Genomic DNA, 22,616 nt, shown 5'->3' on the forward strand with positions numbered 1-22,616 from the left:
ATGCGCGGCTGCGGCGCCGGCCGCGCCCACCCCGGCGCCCGCTGCCGCCGCGCCGGCGGCCGAAGCGCCTGCCGCGCCGCAGCCGCGCATCATCTCCGTGGGCCCCGGCGGCTTCCTGCGTCAGGGTCCGGGCGACCAGCAGGCGCCGATCCCCCCAGCCCCGCCGCGCCGCCTGGTCCCCGCAAAGCCCAGCCCGGAAATCGCCGGCAAGACCACGCTGCTCGACCTGACGGAACGCATCTGCAAATGGCCGATGGGCCATCCGGGCGAGCCGGACTTCCATTTCTGCGGCGAAGCGGTGAACCCCGGCTTCCCCTATTGCGTCGAACATTGCGGACGCGCCTATCAGGCGCAGTTGCCGCGCGGCACTCGCCGTCCGCCGCCGCCCCTGCCCTTCGGTGGTCCGCGAGTTCGCTGATCGCCAGAGCAGACCGGGATGGAAAAGGGCCGCTCCATTTGGAAGCGGCCCTTTTTATTGGCTGTGGCGCGTCAGGCGATGGTCAGCCCGACATCGACATTGTTGCGCGTGGCGTTGGAATAGGGGCAAATCTGGTGCGCCGCGGCGACCAGCCTTTCCGCGTCGGCCCGCTCCACGCCAGGCAGGCTGATCTCCAGATCGGCGGTGATGCCGAACCCGCCCGCCGCGCGCGGACCTATGCCGACGGTCGCAGTGACGGCTACATCCTGCGGCACACGGATCTTCAACTGACCGCCTGCAACCTTGAGAGCGCCGATGAAGCAGGCCGAATAGCCCGCGGCGAAAAGCTGCTCGGGATTGCTGCCATCGCCGCCGGGACCGCCCAGTTCCTTCGGGGTCGACAGCTTTACGGCGAAGCGGCCGTCTTCCGAACGGGCTTCCCCATCGCGGCCTCCAGTGGCGGTGGCGCGGGTACGATATTTCACATCGACGGACATGGCCTTTTTCCCTTCATATTTCACGATAATCATTATCGCGATAATGTTTAGATAGATATGGCGCGGCCCTTTGTCCAGCATTTTATTTATCACGATATATATTTTCGTGCTATGGAACCTGCAAAGGAGACCGCCCATGCCCGCCGCCCTGCCGCTCGACGATCAACTCTGCTTCTCGCTCTATGCCGCCAGCATGGCGATCGGCCGCGCCTACAAGCCAATGCTCGACCGACTGGGCATCACCTACCCGCAATATCTGGTGCTGCATGCCCTATGGGAACAGGACGGCCGCACCATCGGCCAGATCGCGGAGCGTCTGTCGCTCGAATCCAGCACGGTGACGCCGCTGGTCAAGCGGCTGGAAGCGGCAGGCTTCCTCACCCGCGCCCGCAGCACGGCCGACGAACGGCGCGTCGACGTGCGCCTGACGGAGCGCGGCGCGGCGATGCGGGAGGAATGCGGCTGCCTGGGCGAAACCCTGCTCGAACGGTCCGGCATGGACGGGATGCAACTGGCCGACCTCAATGAGCGGGTAAAGCAGTTGTGGGCCGCGTTGCGCGATCCGCTGCCCTGAACAACGCGCGCTTGCGCCTGCCATCCGCCGGCTTATAGCTTGTGCCCATGTCCGAAGACCTGTTCGCCGCCAATCCCTCCGCCACCCCGCAATATGACGCCTCCGCCATCGAAGTGCTGGAAGGGCTGGAGCCGGTGCGCCGCCGCCCCGGCATGTATATCGGCGGCACGGACGAGCGCGCGCTGCACCATCTTGCCAGCGAAGTGCTGGACAACAGCATGGATGAGGCGGTGGCGGGCCACGCCACCCGGATCGAGGTGCTGCTGGAGCCAGGCAACAGGCTGACCATCACCGACAATGGCCGGGGCATCCCGGTCGATCCGCACCCCAAATTTCCGGGCAAGTCGGCGCTGGAGGTGATCCTGACCACGCTGCATTCGGGCGGCAAGTTCACCGACAAGGCCTATGCGACGTCGGGCGGTCTGCACGGCGTTGGCATCAGCGTGGTCAATGCGCTGTCGGTCGTCACGGTGATCGAAGTGGCGCGCAACAAGGAACTGTTCCGCCAGAGCTTTGCCCAGGGCCTGCCCACCAGTGGGCTGGAGAAGGTCGGCGCGGCGCCCAATCGGCGCGGCACATCGGTCAGCTTCATTCCCGACACGGAGATTTTCGGGGAGCAGAAGTTCAAGCCATCCCGTCTTTATCGCCTTGCACGGTCCAAGGCCTATCTTTTCGCGGGCGTGGAAATCCGCTGGAAATGCGCGCCGGAACTCATCACCGACGATACGCCGGCCGAGGCGGTGTTCCAGTTCCCCGGCGGACTGGCCGATCATCTGAAGGAACAGGTGGGCGACCGTGAATGCGCGACCAGCGCCTTCTTTTCGGGGAGTCAGGATTTTCCGGACTCGGCCGGGCGCGTGGAATGGGCGGTTGCTTGGCCGCTCTGGTCCGATGGTAGCTACTCCTGGTATTGCAACACCATTCCGACGCCCGATGGCGGCACGCATGAGACCGGCCTGCGCGCCGCGTTGGTGAAGGGCATCCGCGCCTTCGGCGAACTGGTGGGGCAGAAGAAGGCGAAGGACATCACCGCCGACGACATCGTGACTTCTTCGGAGATCATGCTGTCGGTCTTCATCCGCGATCCGCAGTTCCAGAGCCAGACCAAGGACAGGCTCACCAGCCCGGAGGCGGCGCGGCTGGTCGAAAATGCGGTGCGCGACCATTTCGACCATTATCTTTCCGACCATATGGAGCGCGGCAAGGCGCTGCTCGCCTATGTGCTCGACCGGATGGACGAGCGCCTGAAACGCAAGCAGGAGAAGGAGGTCAAGCGCAAAACCGCCACCAGCGCGCGCAAGTTGCGGCTGCCGGGCAAGCTGACCGACTGTTCGAACGATGATCCGGAGGGAGCGGAGATTTTCCTGGTCGAAGGGGACTCGGCAGGCGGTTCGGCCAAGCAGGCGCGTGACCGCAAGACGCAGGCGATCCTGCCCCTGCGCGGCAAGATATTGAACGTCGCCTCCGCCAATACCGCCAAGATCCTCGCCAATCAGGAGATTGCCGACATGATCCTGGCGCTGGGCTGCGGCACGCGCAAGGACTGCAATCCCGACAATCTGCGTTACGAGCGCATCGTCATCATGACCGACGCGGACGTGGACGGGGCGCATATCGCGACGCTGCTGATGACATTCTTCTTTCAGGAGATGCCGGAACTGGTGCGGCGGGGCCATCTCTATCTGGCGCAGCCGCCGCTTTACCGCCTGACAGCAGGGGGCAAGAGCCTCTATGCCAAGGACGACGCCCATCGGGAGCAAATCCTGGCCAAGGAGTTCAAGGGAAAGAAGGTCGACGTCAGCCGCTTCAAGGGCCTGGGCGAGATGAACCCGGCGCAGCTTCGCGAAACGACGATGGACCCCAAGACCCGCAGCCTGATCCGCGTCACCCTGCCCGACGACATAGAGGACCGGCAGCAGGTCCGTGAACTGGTCGACCGGCTGATGGGCACCAATCCGGCTCATCGCTTTGCCTTCATCCAGGAGAATGCGGCAACGGTCGATGAGGAGACAATCGATGCCTGAGAAGCGATTTTCTTCTCGATTGCGGCAAAGCGGATTTTTGCGATTGCCTGAAAACTGCCGGGCAAAAATCTGCCGGCAATTTTTTGCCTACCGCCGCGTTAACCAGCGCGGGGCACCGGATGTTCAATTTTCGGCGGGATACGGGCAAGCATGTCAGGCTTCGTCCCGCCCATTCCCTCATCGGCTCTGCGTCGCTTCGCGCTTCGCGCCAGCGCCACCCTGCTGCTGGCGGCGAGCGGCCATGCTCTGGCGCAGGCGCCGCTGGGGGCTATTCCCGACATCTTCACGCAGAGCCGGCCGGCCTATACGCCCGCCGAACGCGTCGCCGCCAATCTTCTCGCGGGCGGCATGAGCCGTCTGGCAGCGATCAGTGCGCAGCAAGGCGGCACGGCCAGTCCAGCGCCCTGGGTGGGGCAACCGCCTGTCCCGGAAGCGATGATCATCAATGATCGGCGCATCAACGACTTCAGCGGCAAATTGCCCGGTTGGCGGTTGCAAGGGGTCCAGCTTTCCGTACTGAGCTATCGCCAGCCGGTGCTGGTGCCCGGCTTCATGCAGGGATTTTTGCCAGAACCGACGGCTGCCGTAATGCCACGGGCCAGCGCGTTCGTCATGCCGGCCCGCCCGGTTCCGGCGCTTTCGGGCCAGATCATGCCGCGCAATGGGCAACCCGATGTTTTCGGATCGGTCGCCATGCCGATTTCCCGGACGCTGCTCGACAGCAAATGGGCTTCCGTTTCGGCGGCGCTGCCCGGCAAAGGGGTCTGGAGCGGTGTCCTGAACGCGGCTCGCGGATCGACGGCGCAGCAGCAGGTCGAGATGATCAATGGCTGGGTCAATCGCCGGCTGCATTTCGTCGATGACCGGCAGGGCGGCGACAACTGGGCTTCGGCGGCGCGGACGCTACAGAGCGGCGCTGGCGATTGCGAGGATTATGCCATCGCCAAGATGAAGCTGCTGGAGGCGGCGGGTTTCGACCGCCGCGCCATGTTCCTGGTCATCGCCCGCGACCTGGTGCGGCAGGCGGACCATGCCGTGCTGGCGGTGCGGATCAGGGACGAGTTGATGATCCTGGACAACATGACCGACCGGGTGCTGCCTTCGTCCAGCGTCAGCGACTATCGGCCGATCATGAGCTTCAATGCCTTTGGGCGCTGGACTCATGGCTATCGGGTGACGCCGCCGCAGCCGGTGCAGTTTGCGGCGCGGTGATCGCGCCCCCTTGGTGCATCGTCCTTCGCATTGTTGAGGACAGGCTTACCGCTCCCGCAGCGCTTCCGACCGCGCCTTCATGATCGGCTTCAACAGATAGGCCAGCACCGACTTGCGGCCGGTCAGGATTTCCACATCGCACACCATGCCCGGCGTGATCGGCAGCTTGTGCGCGCCTGAACCGAGCCAGGCGCGGTCCGTCTCCACGACCACGGTGAAATAGGCTTCTCGTGTCGCTTCGTCATAGACGCTGTCGGCGGAGACCTGCTGCACCGTGCCCGTCAGCCCGCCATAGATCGAGAAGTCATAGGCCGTCACCTTCACCACGGCCCGGTCGCCGGTCTTGATGAAGGCGATGTCGTTCGGCTTCACCCGCGCCTCGACCAGCAGCTTTTCGCCCACCGGGACGATCTGCATGATCTTCTGACCGGGACTGACATAGCCGCCGATGGTCGTCACCTGCACGTCATTGACCACGCCATCGACGGGCGAGCGGATCTCCGCCCGCTGCGCCCGTCCCTTTGCGCCCCGAAGGGACTCGCTGTTGACGGCGATCTTCGCCTCCAACTGGCTACGCTCATTGAGCGCGTCCTGACGGAACTGGTAATTGGCTTCCGAAAGCTGCGCCTGCGCCTCGCGGATCGCGGCGGACGCACGCGAAGCCTGCTGCTGCGCGGCGTTCAGCCGCCCCTGCGCGTCCACCAGTTCGCGGCGGGCGTCGAGCAATTCGGTCTGGGGAATGATCGATTTCGCCGCGAGCGGTTCCAGCATCGCCACCCGCTGGCGCGCAAGCTGGACGCTGCCGCCCAGGCTGTCGATGGTCGCCTGCGCCTCGCCCAGTTCGCGGCGGCGCTGGTCGACCTGGGCCGCAAGCGCGTCCTGCTTGCTGCGAAGCGCCGACTGGCGGACGGCGGCGAGCGCCTGTTCCTGCTGGCATTCCGGCCCGCCGGTCGTGCAGGCCGCGCCTTCGCCCGTGCCTTCCCGCTCCAGACGCCCGGCGCGCGCGGTCAAGGAGCGGGTCTCCGCCTGCAACTGCCCAAGTTCGGACGCCAGCATCGCATCGTCCAGCCGCACCAGAAGCTGGCCCTTGCTGACCTTCTGACCGGAGCGGACCAGTATTTCCTCGATGGTGGTCGGTTCGGCGGACTGGATGACCTGCGCCTTGCTGGACGGGATCACCCTGCCCTGTCCATGCGTCACCTCGTCCACCGGCGCCAGGCTGGCCCACATCAGGAAGACCAGCATGCCGCCGCCGCTGTAGAGAATGACCTGCTTGTTGCCCGGTTGCCCCCGCAGCCAGCGTACCCAGCGCGAAATCATGGTTGCACCCCTTGGATATGATGGTCGTCCGCCGCCAGAGTGACCGGCGCGGCTTTTTGCTGGCGGACGAGCATCTCGCTCAGCGCGCCGCCGCCTGTCGAAGGATCGGGGATGGAAAGTTTCCAGCCCTTGGTCGGGTCCATCCGGCCGCCGACATCGTTGGCCGCCCGCCGTTCGGGCAGGGCCGCGACGGGCGGATAATCGATGGCCGGTTCGGCCGCTATGGCGAAGCGCGACGGGTCGAAGGCGGGAATATGCTCGCCGCCCGCATAACGGCCGGTGAACGCGGCGGGCAGGCCCCAGCCGCCCGGCCAGCGATAGAAGATATGCGCGCCGATCTGCGCCAGCTTCGCCAGATGCGGCGCCCAGCGGGGGAAGACATAATCGGCGTGATAATGGGTCGCGGTGCCCACTTCCTTCTCGACCCGGCCGGTCAGCGCATCGGCGGCGATCCGCTTCGCCCGGTTCCAGAGGTCGGGCAGCGGACGGCGCGCCAGCGAACCGTCGCAGACGAAGCTGAACTGGCAGACCGAGGCGTCGAAGCGCTGGTAGACGACGCCGCACACCGTCTTGGCGAAGGCGGGGTGGCGGACGCGGTTCAGCACCACCTGCGCGACGGCGCGCTGGCCGCTTTCGGGCTCCCGGGCGGCTTCATAATAGACGGCCTGGGTCAGGCATTGGAGGGCGCGGTCATGGTCCTCGCCCGCCGTGGCGAGGGCACGGAAGGGCTTGGCGGCGCTGATCGTGCCGGAGAAGCCGAGACGCTGGTTTTCCTCGCGGGCCTTATCGCCTTCCACAGTCGGGTCGGTTTGCCCGGTCATCTGAACCAATGCCAGATATTGGCGGGGGATGGCGGGAGCGGCTTCCACGATCTTGGCTTGCATCGTGGGCTGGGGCTGGTCGTGGTGCCACAGCACCGCCACGGCGAAGGCTGCCGTCGTAGCAAGTCCCGCACCAAGGATAAAAGCGCTCCGTGTTGAATGGGCAGGCTGTACCGCGCTCATTGCCCTGCCCCCCGCTGGAGCTGGCCGATGATCTCGTCACGCGGGCCGTCGGCCAGCACCACGCCCTGATCGATGACGATCAGCCGGTCTACGATCCGCAGCAGCGCATGGCGGTGGGTCGACACGATCAGCGTCTGGTCCGGCTCCAGCGCCCTTTCCAGATGGTCGATGAACAGATTCTCGGTCTGGTTGTCCATTGCGCCGGTCGGCTCGTCGAGGAAAAGGAGCTTGGCCGGTTCCACCAAGGCGCGCGCCATGACCAGAAAGCTGCGCTGTCCGCCGGAAAGGCGGCTTCCACGCTCCCCGATATGCAGGTCGAACCCCGCCGCATCGCGTCCGAAGAAACGCGCCGCGCCCGAACGTTCCAGCGCCTCCAGCAGCTTTTCGTCGCTGGCTTCCCGCGCCCCCAGCAGCAGATTTTCCCGCACCGAACCGCTGAACAGTTCGGCATCCTGCCCGACATAGCGGAAGGCGGAGCGCAGCTCATGCGGATGATATTGGCGGCTGTCCACCTCATCGATGGTCAGCAGGCCGCCGATGGGCGGATAAAGGCCACAGATCACCCGGCCCAGCGTCGACTTTCCCGACGCCACGCGGCCGATCAGGCCGATGCGCTCGCCCGGTTCGATGCGCAGGTCGATGCCGCGCAGGCTCGGTTGGCTGGCGCCGGGATAGGCGAACTCCAGACCCTGCGCGACGATGGCGCCCTTGCGGATCTTCGGAATGATGCCGCGGGCCCCGTCCAGCCGTTCGTCGGGCTGATCGATCAGCGTTTGCAGGCTGTCCAGTGTCGTCATGGCCTGACGCCCGCGCACGATGACGAAGGCAAGCTGCCCCACCGGAGCGAGCGAGCGCCCGGCCAGCATGACGATGGCGATGATCGCGCCCATCGAGATGTTGCCCGCCGCGAACATGTAGAAGCCGCCGATGACCAGCGCGATGCTCGTCACCTGCTGGCAGAGGGCGGCCAGCGTGACGCTCTTGGAGGAAAGCCGCCGCAGCTTTTCCTGCGTGGCCGCGCTCATCCGGGCGTAGCGGCGCCAGCGCTCCAGCATCCGTCCTTCGGCGCGGCAGGCCTTCAGCGTCTCTATGCCGCCGATGGCTTCGACCAGCGCCGCGCTTTGCAGGCTGGAGTCCGCCTGGGCATCGCGTGACAGGCGGGCCATCGACCGTTGCAGGACCCAGCCTGCGCTCGCCATGATCCCCATCATGACGACCGGTACGATGGCCAGCCAGCCCCCCAGAAGCGCGATGATGCCGACGAAGAAGAAGAGGAAGGCGATGTCCACCACCAGGACCACGGTGGTCGAGGTGAAGAATTCGCGCACGGATTCAAATTCGGACACGCGCCGCGCCAGCGCCCCGGTGCTGCCCGAACGGCTTGCCAGCGGCGTGTTCAGCACCTTTTCGAACAGGCGTTGCGAAAGGCGCTCATCGATCTCCCGCCCCGCCTCGTCCACCAGTCTCGCGCGGGCAATGCGCAGCGCGAAATCGAGGCTGAAGGCCAGCATGACGCCGACGCCCAGCACCCAGAGGCTGGAAGCCGCCTTGTTCGGGATGATCCGGTCGTAGACGTTCATCGTGAACAGCGGCAGCGCGAAGGCAAGCAGGTTGATGATCGCCGCGGCCAGCATCACATAGCCGAAACCGCTACGGGCGCGCCAGACTTCGCGCCAGAACCAGTGCTGGCGCGCGCGTTCGTCCCAGGGGCGTTCCTCGGCGCGTTCGCGGCCATGGTCGGCCATGACCACCAGCGCCTCGCCGGTGAAATAGCCTTCCAGATCGCTGAGCGGCGCCCAGACTGCTTCGTCCGCATGCGGAAGCTGGACCAGCGCGTCACCGGCCTTGATGTCCAGCAGCAGCAGGAAACGCCCGCCACGCAGCGGCAGAATGGCGGGCAGGTTGCCCGGCCGCCATTTGTCCAGCCGGCCCCGGACATGATCGCTCAAAAGACCGATCTGATCGAGCGCGGATTCCGCCTGATGAAAGGGCAAGCGCCCGGATTCATCGACGGCAAGACCCGCGCGGAGGCTGACGACCCCCGGCGAGCGGTCGAAATGCCGCGCCGCATGGGCGATGCTCTCGACCAGCTCGTCGCTAGGCGTGCCTTGATGGTCCAGCCATTCGGCCAGACTGAGTGTGCTTCGTTCCAACATTGTTTACCCCGCGCCATCCCGGCTTGCGCCGGGATGACCCCCAATAATGAAACTCAGCCCGGATAGCGCCGCCGCTGCAACTCAGCGGGCGGCAGATCGGGGACATTATAGGTCTTCCGCGCATCGGCCTTGGCGTCCGAAGGCGCGGCAAGGCCCAGCGTATCCAGCAGCGTGTTGGTGGCCGCCAGAATCTGATATTGCGCGAAAATCTCCGAGAAGCGGGCCGTTTCCGTCCGCACCTGCGTATTGAAGCGGGTGTTCTGGCTGTCCAGAACGTCCAGCAGCGAACGCCGCCCGACATTGAACTGCTCGCGATAGGACACCAGCAGTCCATCGGACACCGTGCCCTGCCGCGACAGGTCGGTGACGCGCTTCTTTTCCGTATCCCAGCGGTTCCAGGCGGTGCGGACATCCTCCTCCGCCTCGCGCTGTCGCTGGCTGAGGCGGAAGCGCGCCTCGCTCGCCCGGCGGGTCATCTCCTGGACCTTGGCCCGGTTGATGCCGCCATTGAAGAGCTGCCAGCGCAGGACGACGCGGCCCTGAATGTCATTGGTATTGCCCTTGAAGCCGTCGACATCCTGACCGACGCGGCCGGTTCCTTCGACGGAGACCGTCGGCCCCAGTTCCGACTTGGCCTCATCCACCACGGCATGCGCCGCCTGGATGTCGGCTTCCGCCTCGCGGACCAGCGGATTGTGGGTGCGCGCGGCGGCGATTGCTTCGTCCAGCGTCGGCGGCACGGCGCTCGTCACCGGATCGGGCATGGTGACCTGATCGATGGAAAGGCCGGTCAGCGTGCGGAACTGGATAGCCGCATTGGTCATGTCCTGCTCCGCCTCGCTCTTGCGGACGAGGGCGGCTTGCAGCCTTTCCTCCGCCTGCTGCTGATCGGCGATGCTGATCGACCCCTTGGTCACGCCTTCGCCCAAATCGCCCAGCAGCTTGCGGTGGAAGGCGATATTGTCCTCAGCCGCCGCCACGACCCGCTGCTGGAGCATATAGTCGAGATATTGGCGGGTGACGTTCAGCGCCACGAACTGCGAACGCTCCCCAACGCGCAGGGCCGCGCCGTCGGTGCGGGCGGTCTGCCGGCGCTTTTCCGCGCTGCGATAGCCGGAGTCCCAGACGGTTTCCTCGGCCCGCACGCTGGCTTCCAGCGGCCAGAGCGTCTGGTTATCGAGGTTGAGGGCGCGCCGGGTGGCGTTTTCCAGACGGCGGACGCCCGCCGATCCCTCAACGCTGACGCGGGGCAGATAAAGCCCCTGCGCCTGTTCGCGCTCGAATTCGATGGCTTCCTTGTTCTGGATCGCCTGGTTGATTTCCGGATGGCTGTCGATCGCCGCGGCGATCGCGCTCTTGAGATCGGTGGTCTGGGCCCAGCCCGTCGAAACCATGGCCGCCGCACAAAGGGCGATCAGGCTGCCGCATGTCTTGCGCATGATAGTCATGCCTTCCTCCCCTTAATTCGCGCTGGCGGTGATTTCGACCCGACGGTTCATCGGTTCGCGCACACCATCGGCGGTTTCGATCTTGAGCTGGGTCTCGCCCAGGCCATTGACGGTCATGGCGTCCGTCGCGATGCCTCCCTGGCTCAGCAGGCTGGCGACATTCTGCGCGCGGCGCAGCGACAGGCCGTCATTATAGCGGGTCGTGCCCGACGTGTCGGTGTAGCCGGTGACGCCGAAGCGCTTCCAGCCGCACTGCGCCGCCGTCTGCGTCAGCGTGCTGATGGTATTGACGCCTTCGGGAAGCGGCGTGTCCATGTTCCAGTCGAAGAAGATGGACACCGCCGGTGCCGTACAGTCCAGCGCGGGTGGGGCTGAAGCTGCCGACACCGGCGGCGGTGGCGGCGCCGAGAGGCGTGCCACAAAGTCGTCGCACTTGTTGATGCTCTCCGCATCCTTCGTGCCGGATTTAATGAAACCGATGGCGATGCCGCACTGGTTCTTCGCCTCGACCGCGTAGGTCCAGCGACTGTCCTGGGCCGCGCGCACGCTGGCGTCGCCCACGGCCTTGACCGCCGTGTCGTAACGGCTGGTGAGCGCATCCCTCAGTTCGGACTTGCCCAGTTGCAGCAAGGGCGAAGCAGACGCCGCCCAGGCCGCAGTCGTCGTCAGCATGGCGGTTACCAGCCCGACAGCCGCCGCCCTTCCAACTGCATTTCGCATATTCACTCTCCCCAAAATTCCCCGCGAGAAAATCGAATTGTCAGCCATGGGCGACCGCCATCGCTTCATGCGCGGCCATCGCCGCTTCGAAGATGGCGGTGGCCGCGGCCATGTGCCCTGCGTCCGCCACTTCGACGGCAGCCGGGCTCAGCAAGGCCGGCGCCGCCGGATGCTCGCCACCCGGCAGGGCAGCCAGCAGCGCGTCGATATGCGGCGCGTCATGGGTGCCCAGCGCTTCCTTCACGACTTCGGCCGCATTGGCCGCCGAAACCCCTGGCTGCGCCGCCTGCTGCGCCGCCAGAACCGCCGCCACGTTGCCGTCGAAGGCAGGCGGCAGGTCGATCGACTGGGCCAGCAGGCCCTGATGGCCGCTGAGGTCGGGCTGCGGAGCCTGGGCCGTATCGGCTGTCGCCGCATGCGCTTCGCCGCCGCCGGACAGGGTGGCATGCTCCGGCGCAGCCTCCTCGCTGGCATGGCCGGTGGACGTAGTGGGCTGCTCATGCGTCGCCTGATCGTCCGTCGTGGCGAGCGAAGTCGGCTGGCTCTCCTGCGAAGGCGCCGGTTCGGTCGTGGTCGTGGCAGCCGGTGCGGTCTCCGTAACGGGCGGAGCGGTTTCCGCCGGAGCGGGTGCAGGCTGCTGCTCGGCCACATGCTCGGCCGCACCCGCCGCCGCGACCAGGCTGGCGGCTACCAGCGCCTGGTTGAAGCCGCTGGCCGTGCTATCCGTCTTGCTCGTATCGCTTGCCTTGGCGCCGGTCGCGAACATGACGTCCCCGACCGTCCCCTTGGTGCCGTCGGTGCGGACGAAGCTCGCCTCGCCCAGCACGGTGACGTCGCCATTGGCGGCGGTATAGTTCTTGCCGTCCGCGGTCAGATTGATCGCGGCGATGCCCATAGCGGTGAGCGACTTGAACTCGCCCGCGTCGACCACGCCGTTGCCGTTCGCATCCTGCCAGACGCCGAAATCAGCGAAGGCCGCGTCCTTGGCATCGAATACGCCGTCGCCGTTGCTGTCATAGGCAAGGCGCAGGCCCTCCAGATCGCTCGCGGCGCCGGGCGCATCGTCGGCAAAGACGATGTCGTAACCGCCGCCCGTCGCATGGGCGAGCAGCCCATCGTCGGAGGAAACCCAGGCGGTCGCAACCGCGCCATGGCCATAGTCGTGGGTGACGCCCGCCGACAGACCGACAAATTCCAGCCCGTCGCCGTCCAGGTCGATGGCGACCGGTGGCGCCGCAGGCGCGGTGGCGGAGATGGCCAGCGTGCCGCCCGAAGCCGTGTCGCCGTCACCGTCCACGATCGTGACCGGGACAGTGAAGTTGACCGGATTGGTCGACTGAATGGCCGCACCGAAATCACCGATCTTGAAAGTCTGGCCGGAGACATAGTGGAATTCGAGGCTATTATAGCCGGTCGGCGTGAAGGCGGCGATGCGCGTCCCTTCCGCGACACCGCCCACCGTCGCTTGACCGCTGGCGAAAGCCACGGTGAAGCTGTGCCCGCCTACCGAATAAGTGCCATTCGCCGTGATCTGGGTCGTCACGCCATTATAGCTGATCGCGATGCCGTTGATATTGTCCTGATTGCCGTCACCGACATCATTGTCGTTATCGACATCGTCCCTTGCCACCACGCGAACGGTCGAATTGCTGGTCGACGTGAACAGCGCCGACGCGCCATTGGCGGTATAATGCGCCTCGAACGCGTGGGTCTGGTTCGCGAGCACACCATAATCCTGCCCGCTGGCCGGTGATCCGGTGAGGTCGACGACGAAGTCGATCCGGACCGCTTCACCGCTGCCGACGCTATTGCCGCCGCTGACGCCGCCTTCATTGGCATTGGTGTTCATCGTGCCGCCATCGGCGCCGTTGGTCATCGGCGTCAGCAACAGGTCCTTGCTGTTGTCGTTGGCCATCGTATTGAAACCGGCCCAGGCACCGTTGCCGCCGACAAAATTATAGCCGCCATTGTTGAAGTCGATATTGGTGGTCGAGTCGAGCGGCTGGGCCATGGTCACGACATATTTGTCAGCGAAGCCAGCGGGCTGGAGATCGATCGTGAACACCACCGATGCATCGGGCTTGATCGCGGTCAGCGTCAGGCCGTCGGCGGAAATCTGATAGCTGAGCGCCTGCAATCCCGATGTCAGGGCCTGCGATTCCAGAGCCGCGATGGAGGCCGCGGTGAAGATATGCGCGCCGCCATCCGCGCCATAATTATTGTGTGCATTGAGATCAGCGTCGAGGAACGCGCTGCTGGTGGCGCCCGCCTGATTTGTTAGGCTGAGCGACAGCGGCGCGGTGGCGCTGGGCATGTCGTCGTTGAACGAGATGTTGAGCTGCCCGATGGCCGAGGATGTCGGGTTGGTCGTCGCGTTATAGTCGCTGTCCGTCACGAGGAAATTGAGGCTGACCGAGGCGTCATTCTCATTCCCGCCGGCCGCGTGCAGCACATTGTCGAGCAACGTCACCGTATAGGCGCCGGTCGTCGGATTGACGACGACCTGGAACAGCGGCGTGCCGCGACCGCCGACCGTCGTGATGGTCGCGGTCAGCGTGTTGGTCGTGCCGTTCCAGCTATAGGATACGGTGTCCGTACCAACCGTGCCGGTCGTGCCGTTCAGATTGGCGAAGCTCACGCTGCCGCCGCCGTCGGCGCCGAAGGTGAAGGGCAAGGTGCCGCTGAAGCTGGCCTCGCTGGGCCCAGCCGCGCCGGTGTCGCCCACATTGGCGTCGACGTCGCCGGTCGTGCTGGCCGCGTTGCCGCCGGTCAGGCCGTCATCGTCCAGCTTGGCGGCGGTGTTGTCCGCCGTCGGCTTGTTCGCGTCGCCCTGGAAGGTGAACTTCAGCGTCGCGCTGGCCGTGTCATTGTCGGCGTCGCGCATCACATAGGTGAAGCTGTCGAACGATCCCGAAGGCACCGACGCCTTGGGCGTGTAGGTATAGCTGCCGTCGGAGAATAGCTGCAACGTGCCATAGGCGCCGACGATCGTCTGGCTGCCGCCCAGGGCGATGGCGTTGCCGCCGACCGATACGACGGCGCCGGGCGTGTCCGCGCCGACATGGTCGTTGGTGAGGACATTGCCGGTGGAGGCAGCCGCCTTTTCGATGGTCGTCACATTGTCGTCGACGGCGATCGGGCTGTCATCCTCGATCGTGACGGCGATGCTGGTGGCGACCGTGGCGGTGCCGTCGCTGACGTTCACGGGGACCAGGAAGTTCTTCACATCCTCGACATTGATGCCGCTGTGATCGACCGATTGCAGCAGCGTCACCGTATAGGCGCCGCCATTGGTGATAGTGATCGTGATCACCGGCACCGCGCCGACCGAACCGGTCAGCGTCTGCGTGCCGACGCCGCTCCAGGTGACGGGCAGGCCGTCGGCGGTCAGCACCGCGCCCGGATTGCCCAGCGTCATGCTGATGCTGTCGCCGTCGACGTCGCTCGCGGTGATCGTGCCGGTGGCGACCGTCGCGTTGGTGGTGTCGTTCGGCAGGCCGGGCGCGGTGTCGGCATTGGCGCCGGTCAGCCCCTCTTCCGAAACGACCGCGATGCCGCTGCCGACCTGCGGCGCGTCATTGGTGCCCTGGATGGTGATGCGCAGCACGGCAGTCGTGCTGTCGCCGTCGCCATCCGTGATCGTATAGGTGAAGCTGTCCGTCAGCGTCTGGCCGTCGTCCAGATGCTGGACCGCCGCCAGGCCGTTGTTCAGCGTATAGGTATAGCCGCCCGAAGCGTTGAGGACGAGCGTGCCATAGTTGCCGGTCGCGTTGCCGCCGACCGTGCCGCCAGTGACCGCGGTCACCGCGCCGCCCGCCGCCGGACCGTCGGCCCCCAGCGAGTCCGCGCCTGCCGGATTGCCGTCGCTGCCCGCGCCGGTCAGCACATTGCCGCTGGCCGTCAGCGTGACGTCTTCCTTGACGACGTCGGTATCGTCGGCCGCGACCGGCGTGTCGTCGTCGACATTGATCGTCAGCGTGCCGGTGGCCGTATCATTGTCGGCGTCCGTGACCCGATAGGCGATGTCGAAGCTGACATTGTTCTCGTCACTGCCAAGCGGGTGGACGATCGCGGCATTCTGCGCCACCGAATAGGTGCCGGCGACCGGATCGGTCAGCGTCACGGTCAACACGGTCGTGCTGCCCTGCTTCACCAGCAGCACGCTGCCGGTGCTTTCATAGGTGAAGCCGGCGGGCGCGCCGGTGGCGAGCAGAGTGATGCCGCCCGCGCCGTCCGCGCGATAATCATGCCCCAGCGCGCCGGTGGCGTTAAGGCTGTTGGCATCGTCACCCGTGCCGTTCGGATTGCCACCCAGCGCGTCGTCATCCAGTTGCACGACCGGATTGGCGCTGACCACGGGCAGGTCGTCGGACACGGTGACCGAGACGGTGCCGGTGGCGGTGTCGCCATCGGTATCCTGCGCGATCACCTGCACGGAGCCGAGCGCGACCAGATCGTCCACATTGACGCCCGGATGCGTGTCATAATTGTCGTTGAGCGTGGCGGTCACGGTCGCGACATTGCCGGTGACCGACAGGTCCAGCGTCACGACGACGCCGCGCTCGTCCGAACCGGTGATCTTGGTGTCGGACACCCGCAACCAGGTCAGGTCGCCGGTCAGGCCGCCAATGCCACCGAACACGATCGAGGTGATCGCGTCCGAACCGGGCGTGAAGGTGATGGTGCCGCTGGTCGAGTCCGGATTGCCGGAGCTGGTGCCGCCCGCCAGATTCTGGTCGTCCAACCCCAGGGTGATCGGGCCGCTCGCGCCGGGTTCCGCGCCGTCCGTGACGGTGATCTGCTGCACGGCGGTCGACTGGTCCCCGTCGCCATCGGTGATGACATAGGAGAAGCCCGCGCTGACCCCGCTCGCATTGTTGAGGTTGGTCGACGGGTTGAAGGTCCACGCCCCCGCCGCCGTGAAGGTATAGGCGCCGAAGCTGGTGCTGACATTGGTCGTGCCCTCGGCGTTGACCGCCGTCGTGACGCCGCCGATCGTGACCGAGGTCAGGGTGGCGCCATCCGCTCCCTGCGTGTCGTTGGTCAGGACATTGCCGCTGATGTCGGCGCCATCCTCCGCCACGGTGCGGGCAGTGTCGTCCGCCGCCGTCGGAACATCGTCCACCACGTCGATGGTGATGGTGCCGTTGGCGATATTGCCGGAGCCGTCGAGCGCCTGATAAGTGAAGATCTCTGCACCCCCAAAGGTCTGCGGCCCGTCATTGGCGGTCGGGCCATCGACCGGCGAGGTCAGCGTGTAGGTGTAGCTGCCGTCGCTGTTGAGCAGGATCTGGCCATGGCTGCCGGTCGCGGAGCTGGTCAGCGTGTAACTGACTGCGCCCACGACGTTGAGCTGGCCGGTCGCGGTTTCGGTGGGCTCGCCCGGCGTGCTGCCGGTGACGCTGCCCGCCGCGATGTCGTCGCCGGTGATGCCGGTGTCCAGCGCCGCCTCGAAGACCGTCTTCGTCTGGTTGTCCGCCGCCAGCGCGACATTGGCGACGTTGATGGTCAGCGTCGTTGTCGCCAGGTCGCCGTCCCCGTCGCGGATGGTGTAGACGAACACATCCTGCTTGTCGGCGGAGATGGCGTTGGGAGTCGCGTCATAGCGGTAGCTGCCGTCCGCGAAGAGCGTCAGCGTGCCGTAATCGCCCGCGACCGCCGTGCCGACCTGGCCGCTGACGGGGCTGGACGGATCGCTGCCCTTCGCCACGCCGACCACGCCCGGCGCATAGCCGTCCGCGCCCGGCTGGTCATTGTGCAGCACGCCGTCGGCCGTGGCGACGATCAGCGAGTCACCCTCGCTCACCGAACCGCTGTCGGCCGTGGCGGCCGGCGCGTCGTCCAGCACGGTCACGTTGATCGTGTCGGCCGGCGAGACGTCGCCGTCGCTGTCGGTCACGCGCACCGCGAAGGCGTCGCCCGCCTTGGGGTCGGCCGCGCCGCTGATGCCGTCGCCGTCGCTGGTGACATTGTCCGGATGGGCCGGGTCGTTGACCGCCAGCGTGTAGCTGTAGCTGTAATGCCCCGCCCCATCGGAGGTCACGGTCAGCGCACCCGCCGCGCCCGCGACCACCACCGGCGTTCCCGCCGTCGCCGCGGTCACATCGACCCAGGCGCCGTTCTTGTCCTGCACCTCGACCCTGGTCAGCGTGTCGCCGCCGGTCGCGATGGTCATGGCGCCGGTCGCCGTCTCGCTGTTCCCCACCTCCTGCGTGCCGCCGGGCAGGCCGGCTTCGGACACGGTCATGTCGGTCACGCTAACGGTCGGCGTCGAATCCTGGAGCAGGTTGATCGTCACCGTGGCGGTCGACTTGTCGCCGTCGCCGTCGGTGATGGTGTAGGTGAAGCTGTCGCTGCCCTCCGCGCCCGCATTGGGGGTGTAAAGGAACACGCCGTTGCCCTGATAGACCACCGTGCCCTTGGCCGCACCGGTCTCCAGCGCCACGCCGCTGGCGAGGTTGACGCCGTCCGCACCGGCCACGTCATTGGCGAAGACGTCGATCGTGACCGCCGCATCTTCGGTGAGCTGGCCCGCGACGTCGTCCACCGCAGTCGGCACATCGTCGACCACGCGGATGTCCAGGCTGGCGCTGTCGGTCGACCCATCGGTGTCGGTGACGACGACCGAGAAGCTGTCCGTCAGGCTACCGTCATTGGCGCCCGTGTGCAGCAGCGTATTGTCGGTGAGGACATAGCTGTAGCTGACGGTTCCGCCGATCACGTCGCCGTCCGCGCCCACGGTCGGCGTGAAGCCGGTGATGCTGAGCGTGCCATAGGCGTTGGACAAGGTGACGCCGCTGATGAAGCCGTTCGCGCCGAAGATCGGCTGGCCGCCGACCGTGATGGCCGCCACGCCGTCCAGCGCGGACAGGGTGAAGCTGCCCGTCTGGGTCAACGCCGCCGCATCTTCGGAGCTGCCGCCCGGCAGGTCGTTTTCGAAGACGGTTTCTTCCGCGCCCTCGCCGTCAAGGCCGCTGATGGTCACGCCATCGTCGCTGCCCTGGATGGTGATGGTGATGGTCGCGCTGCTGTTATCGCCGTCCCCGTCGGTCAGCGTGTAGGTGAAGGTCTCCGTCAGCGTCTGGTTCTTGTCCAGGCCCTGGACCACGCCATTCTCATTGTTCAGCGTATAGGCATAGCTGCCGTCCGACTGGATCAGGAGCGATCCGTACAGCCCGGCCAGCGGCGCGCCGACGGTGCCGGCAGTCTCGCCAAAGACGATGGCGCTGACATGCGCGCCGTCGGCGCCCTGCACATCGGCATTGCCGTCGGTCGCGTTGGCGTCCGCGCCGCCCGAACCGGCGATGACGTTGCCATCGGCCACCAGCGGGCCATCCTCGCGCACCGAGTCCGCATCGTTTACGGCGGTCGGCACATCATCGATGATGGTGATGGTCAGCGTGTCGGTCGCCTGGTCACCGTCCACATCGGTGACGGTGACGACGAAGCTGTCGGTCACATCGTCGCCAGCCGTGTTGGTGGTCAGCGTATAGCTATAGTCGATGGCGCCTTCGCTGAGGCCGGTGATCGTCAATATGCCCTTGTCGGTGACGATTTCCTGCCCGACGCCGGTGATCGGAATATTGTTGATGATGACGCTCGCCGGGCCGTCCGGCGCGGTATAGGTGATCGTGCCGTCCGTCGTGTCGACGCCGCTGCCCGCATTGGAACCCATCGGATTCGTCAGGCCGGATTCGTCGACGATCGTGCCGTCGCCCACCTTTGGGATCGAAATGATCATGACGTCACTGTTGGCGATGTCGATCCGCAACGTCGCGGTGGAGGTGTCGCCGTCGCCGTCGCGCAGCGTGTAGCTGAAGCTGTCGCTCACCCCGCCCGGCGTGCCAGCCGCGCGGACATAGCTGTAGCTGCCGTCGGCGTTCAGCGTCAGCGTGCCGTAAGTGCCCTCGAACGTGCCGGTGGTCGTCACGACGGCGCCGTCCGCGCCCTTGACGTCGGCGCCCGCCGCGCCGGAGACGGTGCCCGCCCCGGTGATGACATTGCCGGTTTCCGGACCATAGGTGCCGGCGGCGACGCCATCGACATCATTGTTGGCGGTCGGCACGTCGTCGACGATCTGCACGTCGACCGTCGCATTGGCGGTCGACCCGTTGCGGTCGGTGGCGACGACGGCGAAGCTCTGCAGGATGCTGTCCGCGCCCGCCGCGCCATGGCCCAGGCTGTTGTCGGTCAGCACGAAGCTGTAGGTGAAGGTTCCGCCCGTCGGCACCCCGCCCTGCGTGGCGGTCGCGGTGAAGCTGGTGATGGTCAGCGTGCCGACCGGCGTCGTCACCACCTGCCCGGCGACGAAGGCGCCATTGGCCAGCACCGACACGCCGCCGACCGTGACGCCCGACAGCCCGTCAGCGCCGCTGACGCCGAAGGAGCCGGTCTTGGTGAGGCCCGCCGCGTCGGGCGAACTGCCGTCCGCCAGGTCGTTTTCCAGCAGGACGACTTCCGCGCCCTCGATCCCCGGCGCGCCATTGAGGCCGGTGATGGTGATGCCATCGTCCGCGCCGTTGATGGTGATGGTCAGCGTCGCCGTGGAGGTGTCGCCATCGGCATCGGTGATCGTGTAGCTGAAGCTGTCGGTCAGCGTCTGGCCGGGGACCAGGAACTGCACCGCCGCATTGCCGTTGGCCAGCGTATAGCTGTATGCGCCCGACGCATTCAGCGTCAGCGTGCCATATGTGCCCTGGAAGGTGCCGGTGGTCGACACGACCGCCCCATCCGCGCCCTGGATGTCGGCAACGCCATCGGTGGCGTTCGCGTCGCTGCCGCCGCTGCCGGTCAGGACATTGCCGTCCGCGACCAGCGGGCCGTCTTCGGTCACGCTGTCGGCATCGTTGACGGCGGTCGGTGCGTCGTCCGCGATGGAGATGGTCAGCGTCGCGCTCGCCTGGTCGCCGTCGCTGTCGGTTACGACCACGGTGAAGACTTCGGCGGGCGGCGTGCCGACCACATTGTCGGTCAGCACATAGCTGTAGCCGATCGAACCGTCCGCGATGGAGGTGATCGTGAGCACGCCCAGCGAAGTCGTGACCGTCTGCCCGACCGCCGTGATCGCGACGCCGTTGATGGTGACGCCCGCCAGGCCGTCGCTGGCGGTGATCGCGATGGTGCCCGTGGTGCGCTCGCCATCCCCTGCCGCAGCCGAACCGGCCGGCTCGTTGCCGCGCGCGGGAAGCCCAGCCTCGCTCACACCCGCGGTCGCGGCAGTCGCGCCAGCGGGTTGATCGGGGGTGATGATGGTGACTTCCGGCTCCTCATTGGGCGCGATGGGCAGGATCTCGCGCTCCTCGGGCTGGGTAAACAGCAATTCCGTCGGCGGCAGCAGGTCGCCCAGGCCATGCGGATCGCCCACATCGCCGTCGGGGCCGGTGAAATTGCCGCCGGAGCTGCGCGGCGGACCGGCTGCGGGCTGCGGCTCCTCCCCGATCAGCAAGGCCGCCAGGTTGACCGAGGGAATTTCGACATCGCCCACGACCAGGCGCGGCATGACCACCGCGCCGTCCAGGATCACCAGATCGGTGCCGTCCGGCAGGTGGACGATCAGATTGCGTCCGGAAACCTCGATCCCATTGATGTCGGTGCCAGCCGGCAGGACGACGGTGCCGTCGGGATTGGGTTCGACCGTGCGGACAACCTCCGCCCGATGCATCTTGCCGGGATGGACCGCCTTGCCCCTTGCGGCCAGAGCAGCCGCTTCCGGATGAAGGGCCTGCTGATGGTCAGCGGCGTCTTTGCTATCCCAATCGCGCTCGAAATCCATTGTCCATCCCACCTGTCGCCATGGGGCATGGAAGGAGCGCGCAAGAGGCCTGGCCCAGAATGCACAGTGCATACGGAGCTGACATCTTTTCCCGACATTGCGGCAATCAGCGGATCAGCTATTGCCCCTAGTCAACGTTCTCCCGCCGGCAGGACCCTTTTGCCAAGTCGACCGCCGCCCCGGATTAACCTTCTGCATCTGTATTTTTACTGACCCGATGGCCGATCTTATTCTCCGCCTGCAAAATGAGTCACGAAGATTCCAGTTTTGTTAACCATTTAAACGCGATACGGCGGAAAAAATAACTTATGCTCTATTACGAACGATATAGGTGGAATTTCATACTTATATCCTTCAGCCTATGCTGAACTTGGATTTGGTTAACAAACAAGGCTTACGACATATGCGACTCGGGCGAGTCGATCCTGCTCCATTCGTTCAATGGCTGCCGCGACAGGGCTTCCCGACCGCCCCTATCGGATTGGAAGTTGCAAGGAAGGAATGAAAACGGGCGACCGGCTTGTGCAGCCGGCCGCCCGTCCAAAATGCGACCCATAGACTTATCGTGCGGAGCCGTGCGTTCCTTTCCGCGGCTTCGTCCAGTCGGCCTGTGACTGGCGATAAGCTATGGAAAATCAACCCCCCTCCGACAGGAATCAGGAATAGCGGCTATGGCGGTTTTAACAATTAACCCGATGACTTATATCCAAGGATAATTTCTCAAGACACGATGAAGAAAGACAAGGACATTCGTCCTCAAGGACCGGATTCTCTTGTTGCCTCCAACCCCTCGGACGGAGCTTTTTCCACATCATTTTCATGCGTGGCTGCCGGAGACATTGAGGTTACTGGTCCGTCCGTGCCGTTCATCGCACCGTTCGCGACGATCCCGGACGGTTGCGTGGGCGCGGCGGCGGCGATGGGCGGCGCGGGTCTGGGCATGGCGGCCAGTATCTGTTCCATCCGTCGGCTGCGCGCGCTGCCTGATCCGGTCGTCCGCCGAAAGCTGGCCATCGCATAATCGGCCAATGGCTCCGCCGCATCATAGCGTTTGCGCGCGATGTAGAAATCGACGAGATTTTCCACGGCAAGCTGGGTATTGGGATCGTCCTCTCCCCGCGTTCGCAAATAGCTGTCGAACACGCGCCGGTAGAGGCCTTCCGCCTCGCGATAGCGACCGGTCGACTCCAGTTGCAGCGCGAGATCGTTGGCGGAGATAAGCGTGCGCGGATCGTCCGCGCCGAACAACTCATCGGCGAGCGCCAGCCCCCTGCGCGCGGGATCGACGCCGTCGGCCGGATTGCCGGACGCATAGGCCGCCTGGGATGCGGCCACCAGCTTGCGCCACTCCTTTTCGCGCGCCTCGGTAACATCGGGGACATAGGGGGCCTGCGCATGCAGCTGCGGCGCGAGGCAGAGCAGCAAGGCGCCCCGCAATATCCAGCCCCTTTTGCCGCCGGTCATGGCCATC

General features: G+C 65.9%; 12 protein-coding genes. 4 read left to right on the top strand and 8 right to left on the bottom strand.

Annotated elements, in window-relative coordinates:
* A partial coding sequence (locus A0J57_RS19085; protein ID WP_235600909.1) for a GcrA family cell cycle regulator occupies positions 1-418 on the top strand: 418 nt, incomplete at its 5' end.
* Positions 419-489: 71 nt separating this feature from the next.
* On the opposite strand, the gene A0J57_RS19090 is transcribed toward A0J57_RS19085, so the two are convergent.
* Positions 490-915, bottom strand: coding sequence for an organic hydroperoxide resistance protein (locus A0J57_RS19090; RefSeq protein WP_025546570.1), 426 nt, complete (start codon positions 913-915; stop codon positions 490-492).
* Between the two features lie 136 nt (positions 916-1,051).
* Between A0J57_RS19090 and A0J57_RS19095 the strand changes: the two genes are divergently transcribed.
* The 3 genes from A0J57_RS19095 (at position 1,052) to A0J57_RS19105 (ending at position 4,725) form a co-directional block, all read left to right on the top strand.
* On the top strand, positions 1,052-1,489 hold the full coding sequence (locus A0J57_RS19095) for a MarR family winged helix-turn-helix transcriptional regulator (RefSeq protein WP_044661970.1): 438 nt from the start codon (positions 1,052-1,054) through the stop codon (positions 1,487-1,489).
* A 47-nt stretch (positions 1,490-1,536) separates the two neighbouring features.
* The gene (parE, locus tag A0J57_RS19100) at positions 1,537-3,513 is read left to right on the top strand and encodes a DNA topoisomerase IV subunit B (RefSeq protein WP_044661969.1); all 1,977 of its coding nucleotides are present in this window, start codon (positions 1,537-1,539) and stop codon (positions 3,511-3,513) included.
* A 150-nt stretch (positions 3,514-3,663) separates the two neighbouring features.
* A complete protein-coding gene (locus A0J57_RS19105; RefSeq protein ID WP_061938686.1) occupies positions 3,664-4,725 on the top strand; it encodes a transglutaminase-like cysteine peptidase in 1,062 nt (353 codons plus the stop codon).
* A 45-nt stretch (positions 4,726-4,770) separates the two neighbouring features.
* On the opposite strand, the gene A0J57_RS19110 is transcribed toward A0J57_RS19105, so the two are convergent.
* The 7 genes from A0J57_RS19110 to A0J57_RS19140 all read right to left on the bottom strand — a co-directional run bounded on the left by A0J57_RS19110 (position 4,771) and on the right by A0J57_RS19140 (position 22,609).
* Positions 4,771-6,045, bottom strand: coding sequence for an HlyD family type I secretion periplasmic adaptor subunit (locus A0J57_RS19110; protein WP_061938689.1), 1,275 nt, complete (start codon positions 6,043-6,045; stop codon positions 4,771-4,773).
* Positions 6,042-7,049 (bottom strand): cell wall hydrolase, encoded by a 1,008-nt coding sequence (locus tag A0J57_RS19115; protein WP_101756475.1) that lies wholly within the window; start codon positions 7,047-7,049, stop codon positions 6,042-6,044. Before A0J57_RS19115 ends, A0J57_RS19110 begins: the two co-directional genes overlap by 4 nt.
* Positions 7,046-9,205 (bottom strand): type I secretion system permease/ATPase, encoded by a 2,160-nt coding sequence (locus A0J57_RS19120; RefSeq protein WP_061938692.1) that lies wholly within the window; start codon positions 9,203-9,205, stop codon positions 7,046-7,048. The genes A0J57_RS19115 and A0J57_RS19120 overlap by 4 nt, the downstream gene beginning before the upstream one ends.
* 53 nt (positions 9,206-9,258) lie before the next feature.
* Complete coding sequence (locus A0J57_RS19125; protein WP_061938695.1) at positions 9,259-10,653, bottom strand: TolC family protein; 1,395 nt, start codon at positions 10,651-10,653, stop codon at positions 9,259-9,261.
* 12 nt (positions 10,654-10,665) lie between these two features.
* Positions 10,666-11,373: an OmpA family protein gene (locus A0J57_RS19130; protein WP_173664359.1), complete on the bottom strand. Its 708-nt coding sequence runs from the start codon at positions 11,371-11,373 to the stop codon at positions 10,666-10,668.
* 40 nt (positions 11,374-11,413) lie between these two features.
* Complete coding sequence (locus A0J57_RS25435; RefSeq protein ID WP_061938698.1) at positions 11,414-21,145, bottom strand: S-layer family protein; 9,732 nt, start codon at positions 21,143-21,145, stop codon at positions 11,414-11,416.
* Positions 21,146-21,901: 756 nt separating this feature from the next.
* Positions 21,902-22,609 (bottom strand): tetratricopeptide repeat protein, encoded by a 708-nt coding sequence (locus A0J57_RS19140; protein WP_061938781.1) that lies wholly within the window; start codon positions 22,607-22,609, stop codon positions 21,902-21,904.
* Positions 22,610-22,616: the final 7 nt, after the last annotated feature.

The organism is Sphingobium sp. 22B (genome assembly GCF_001580035.1).
GTDB classification, from domain to species: Bacteria; Pseudomonadota; Alphaproteobacteria; order Sphingomonadales; family Sphingomonadaceae; genus Sphingobium; species Sphingobium fuliginis.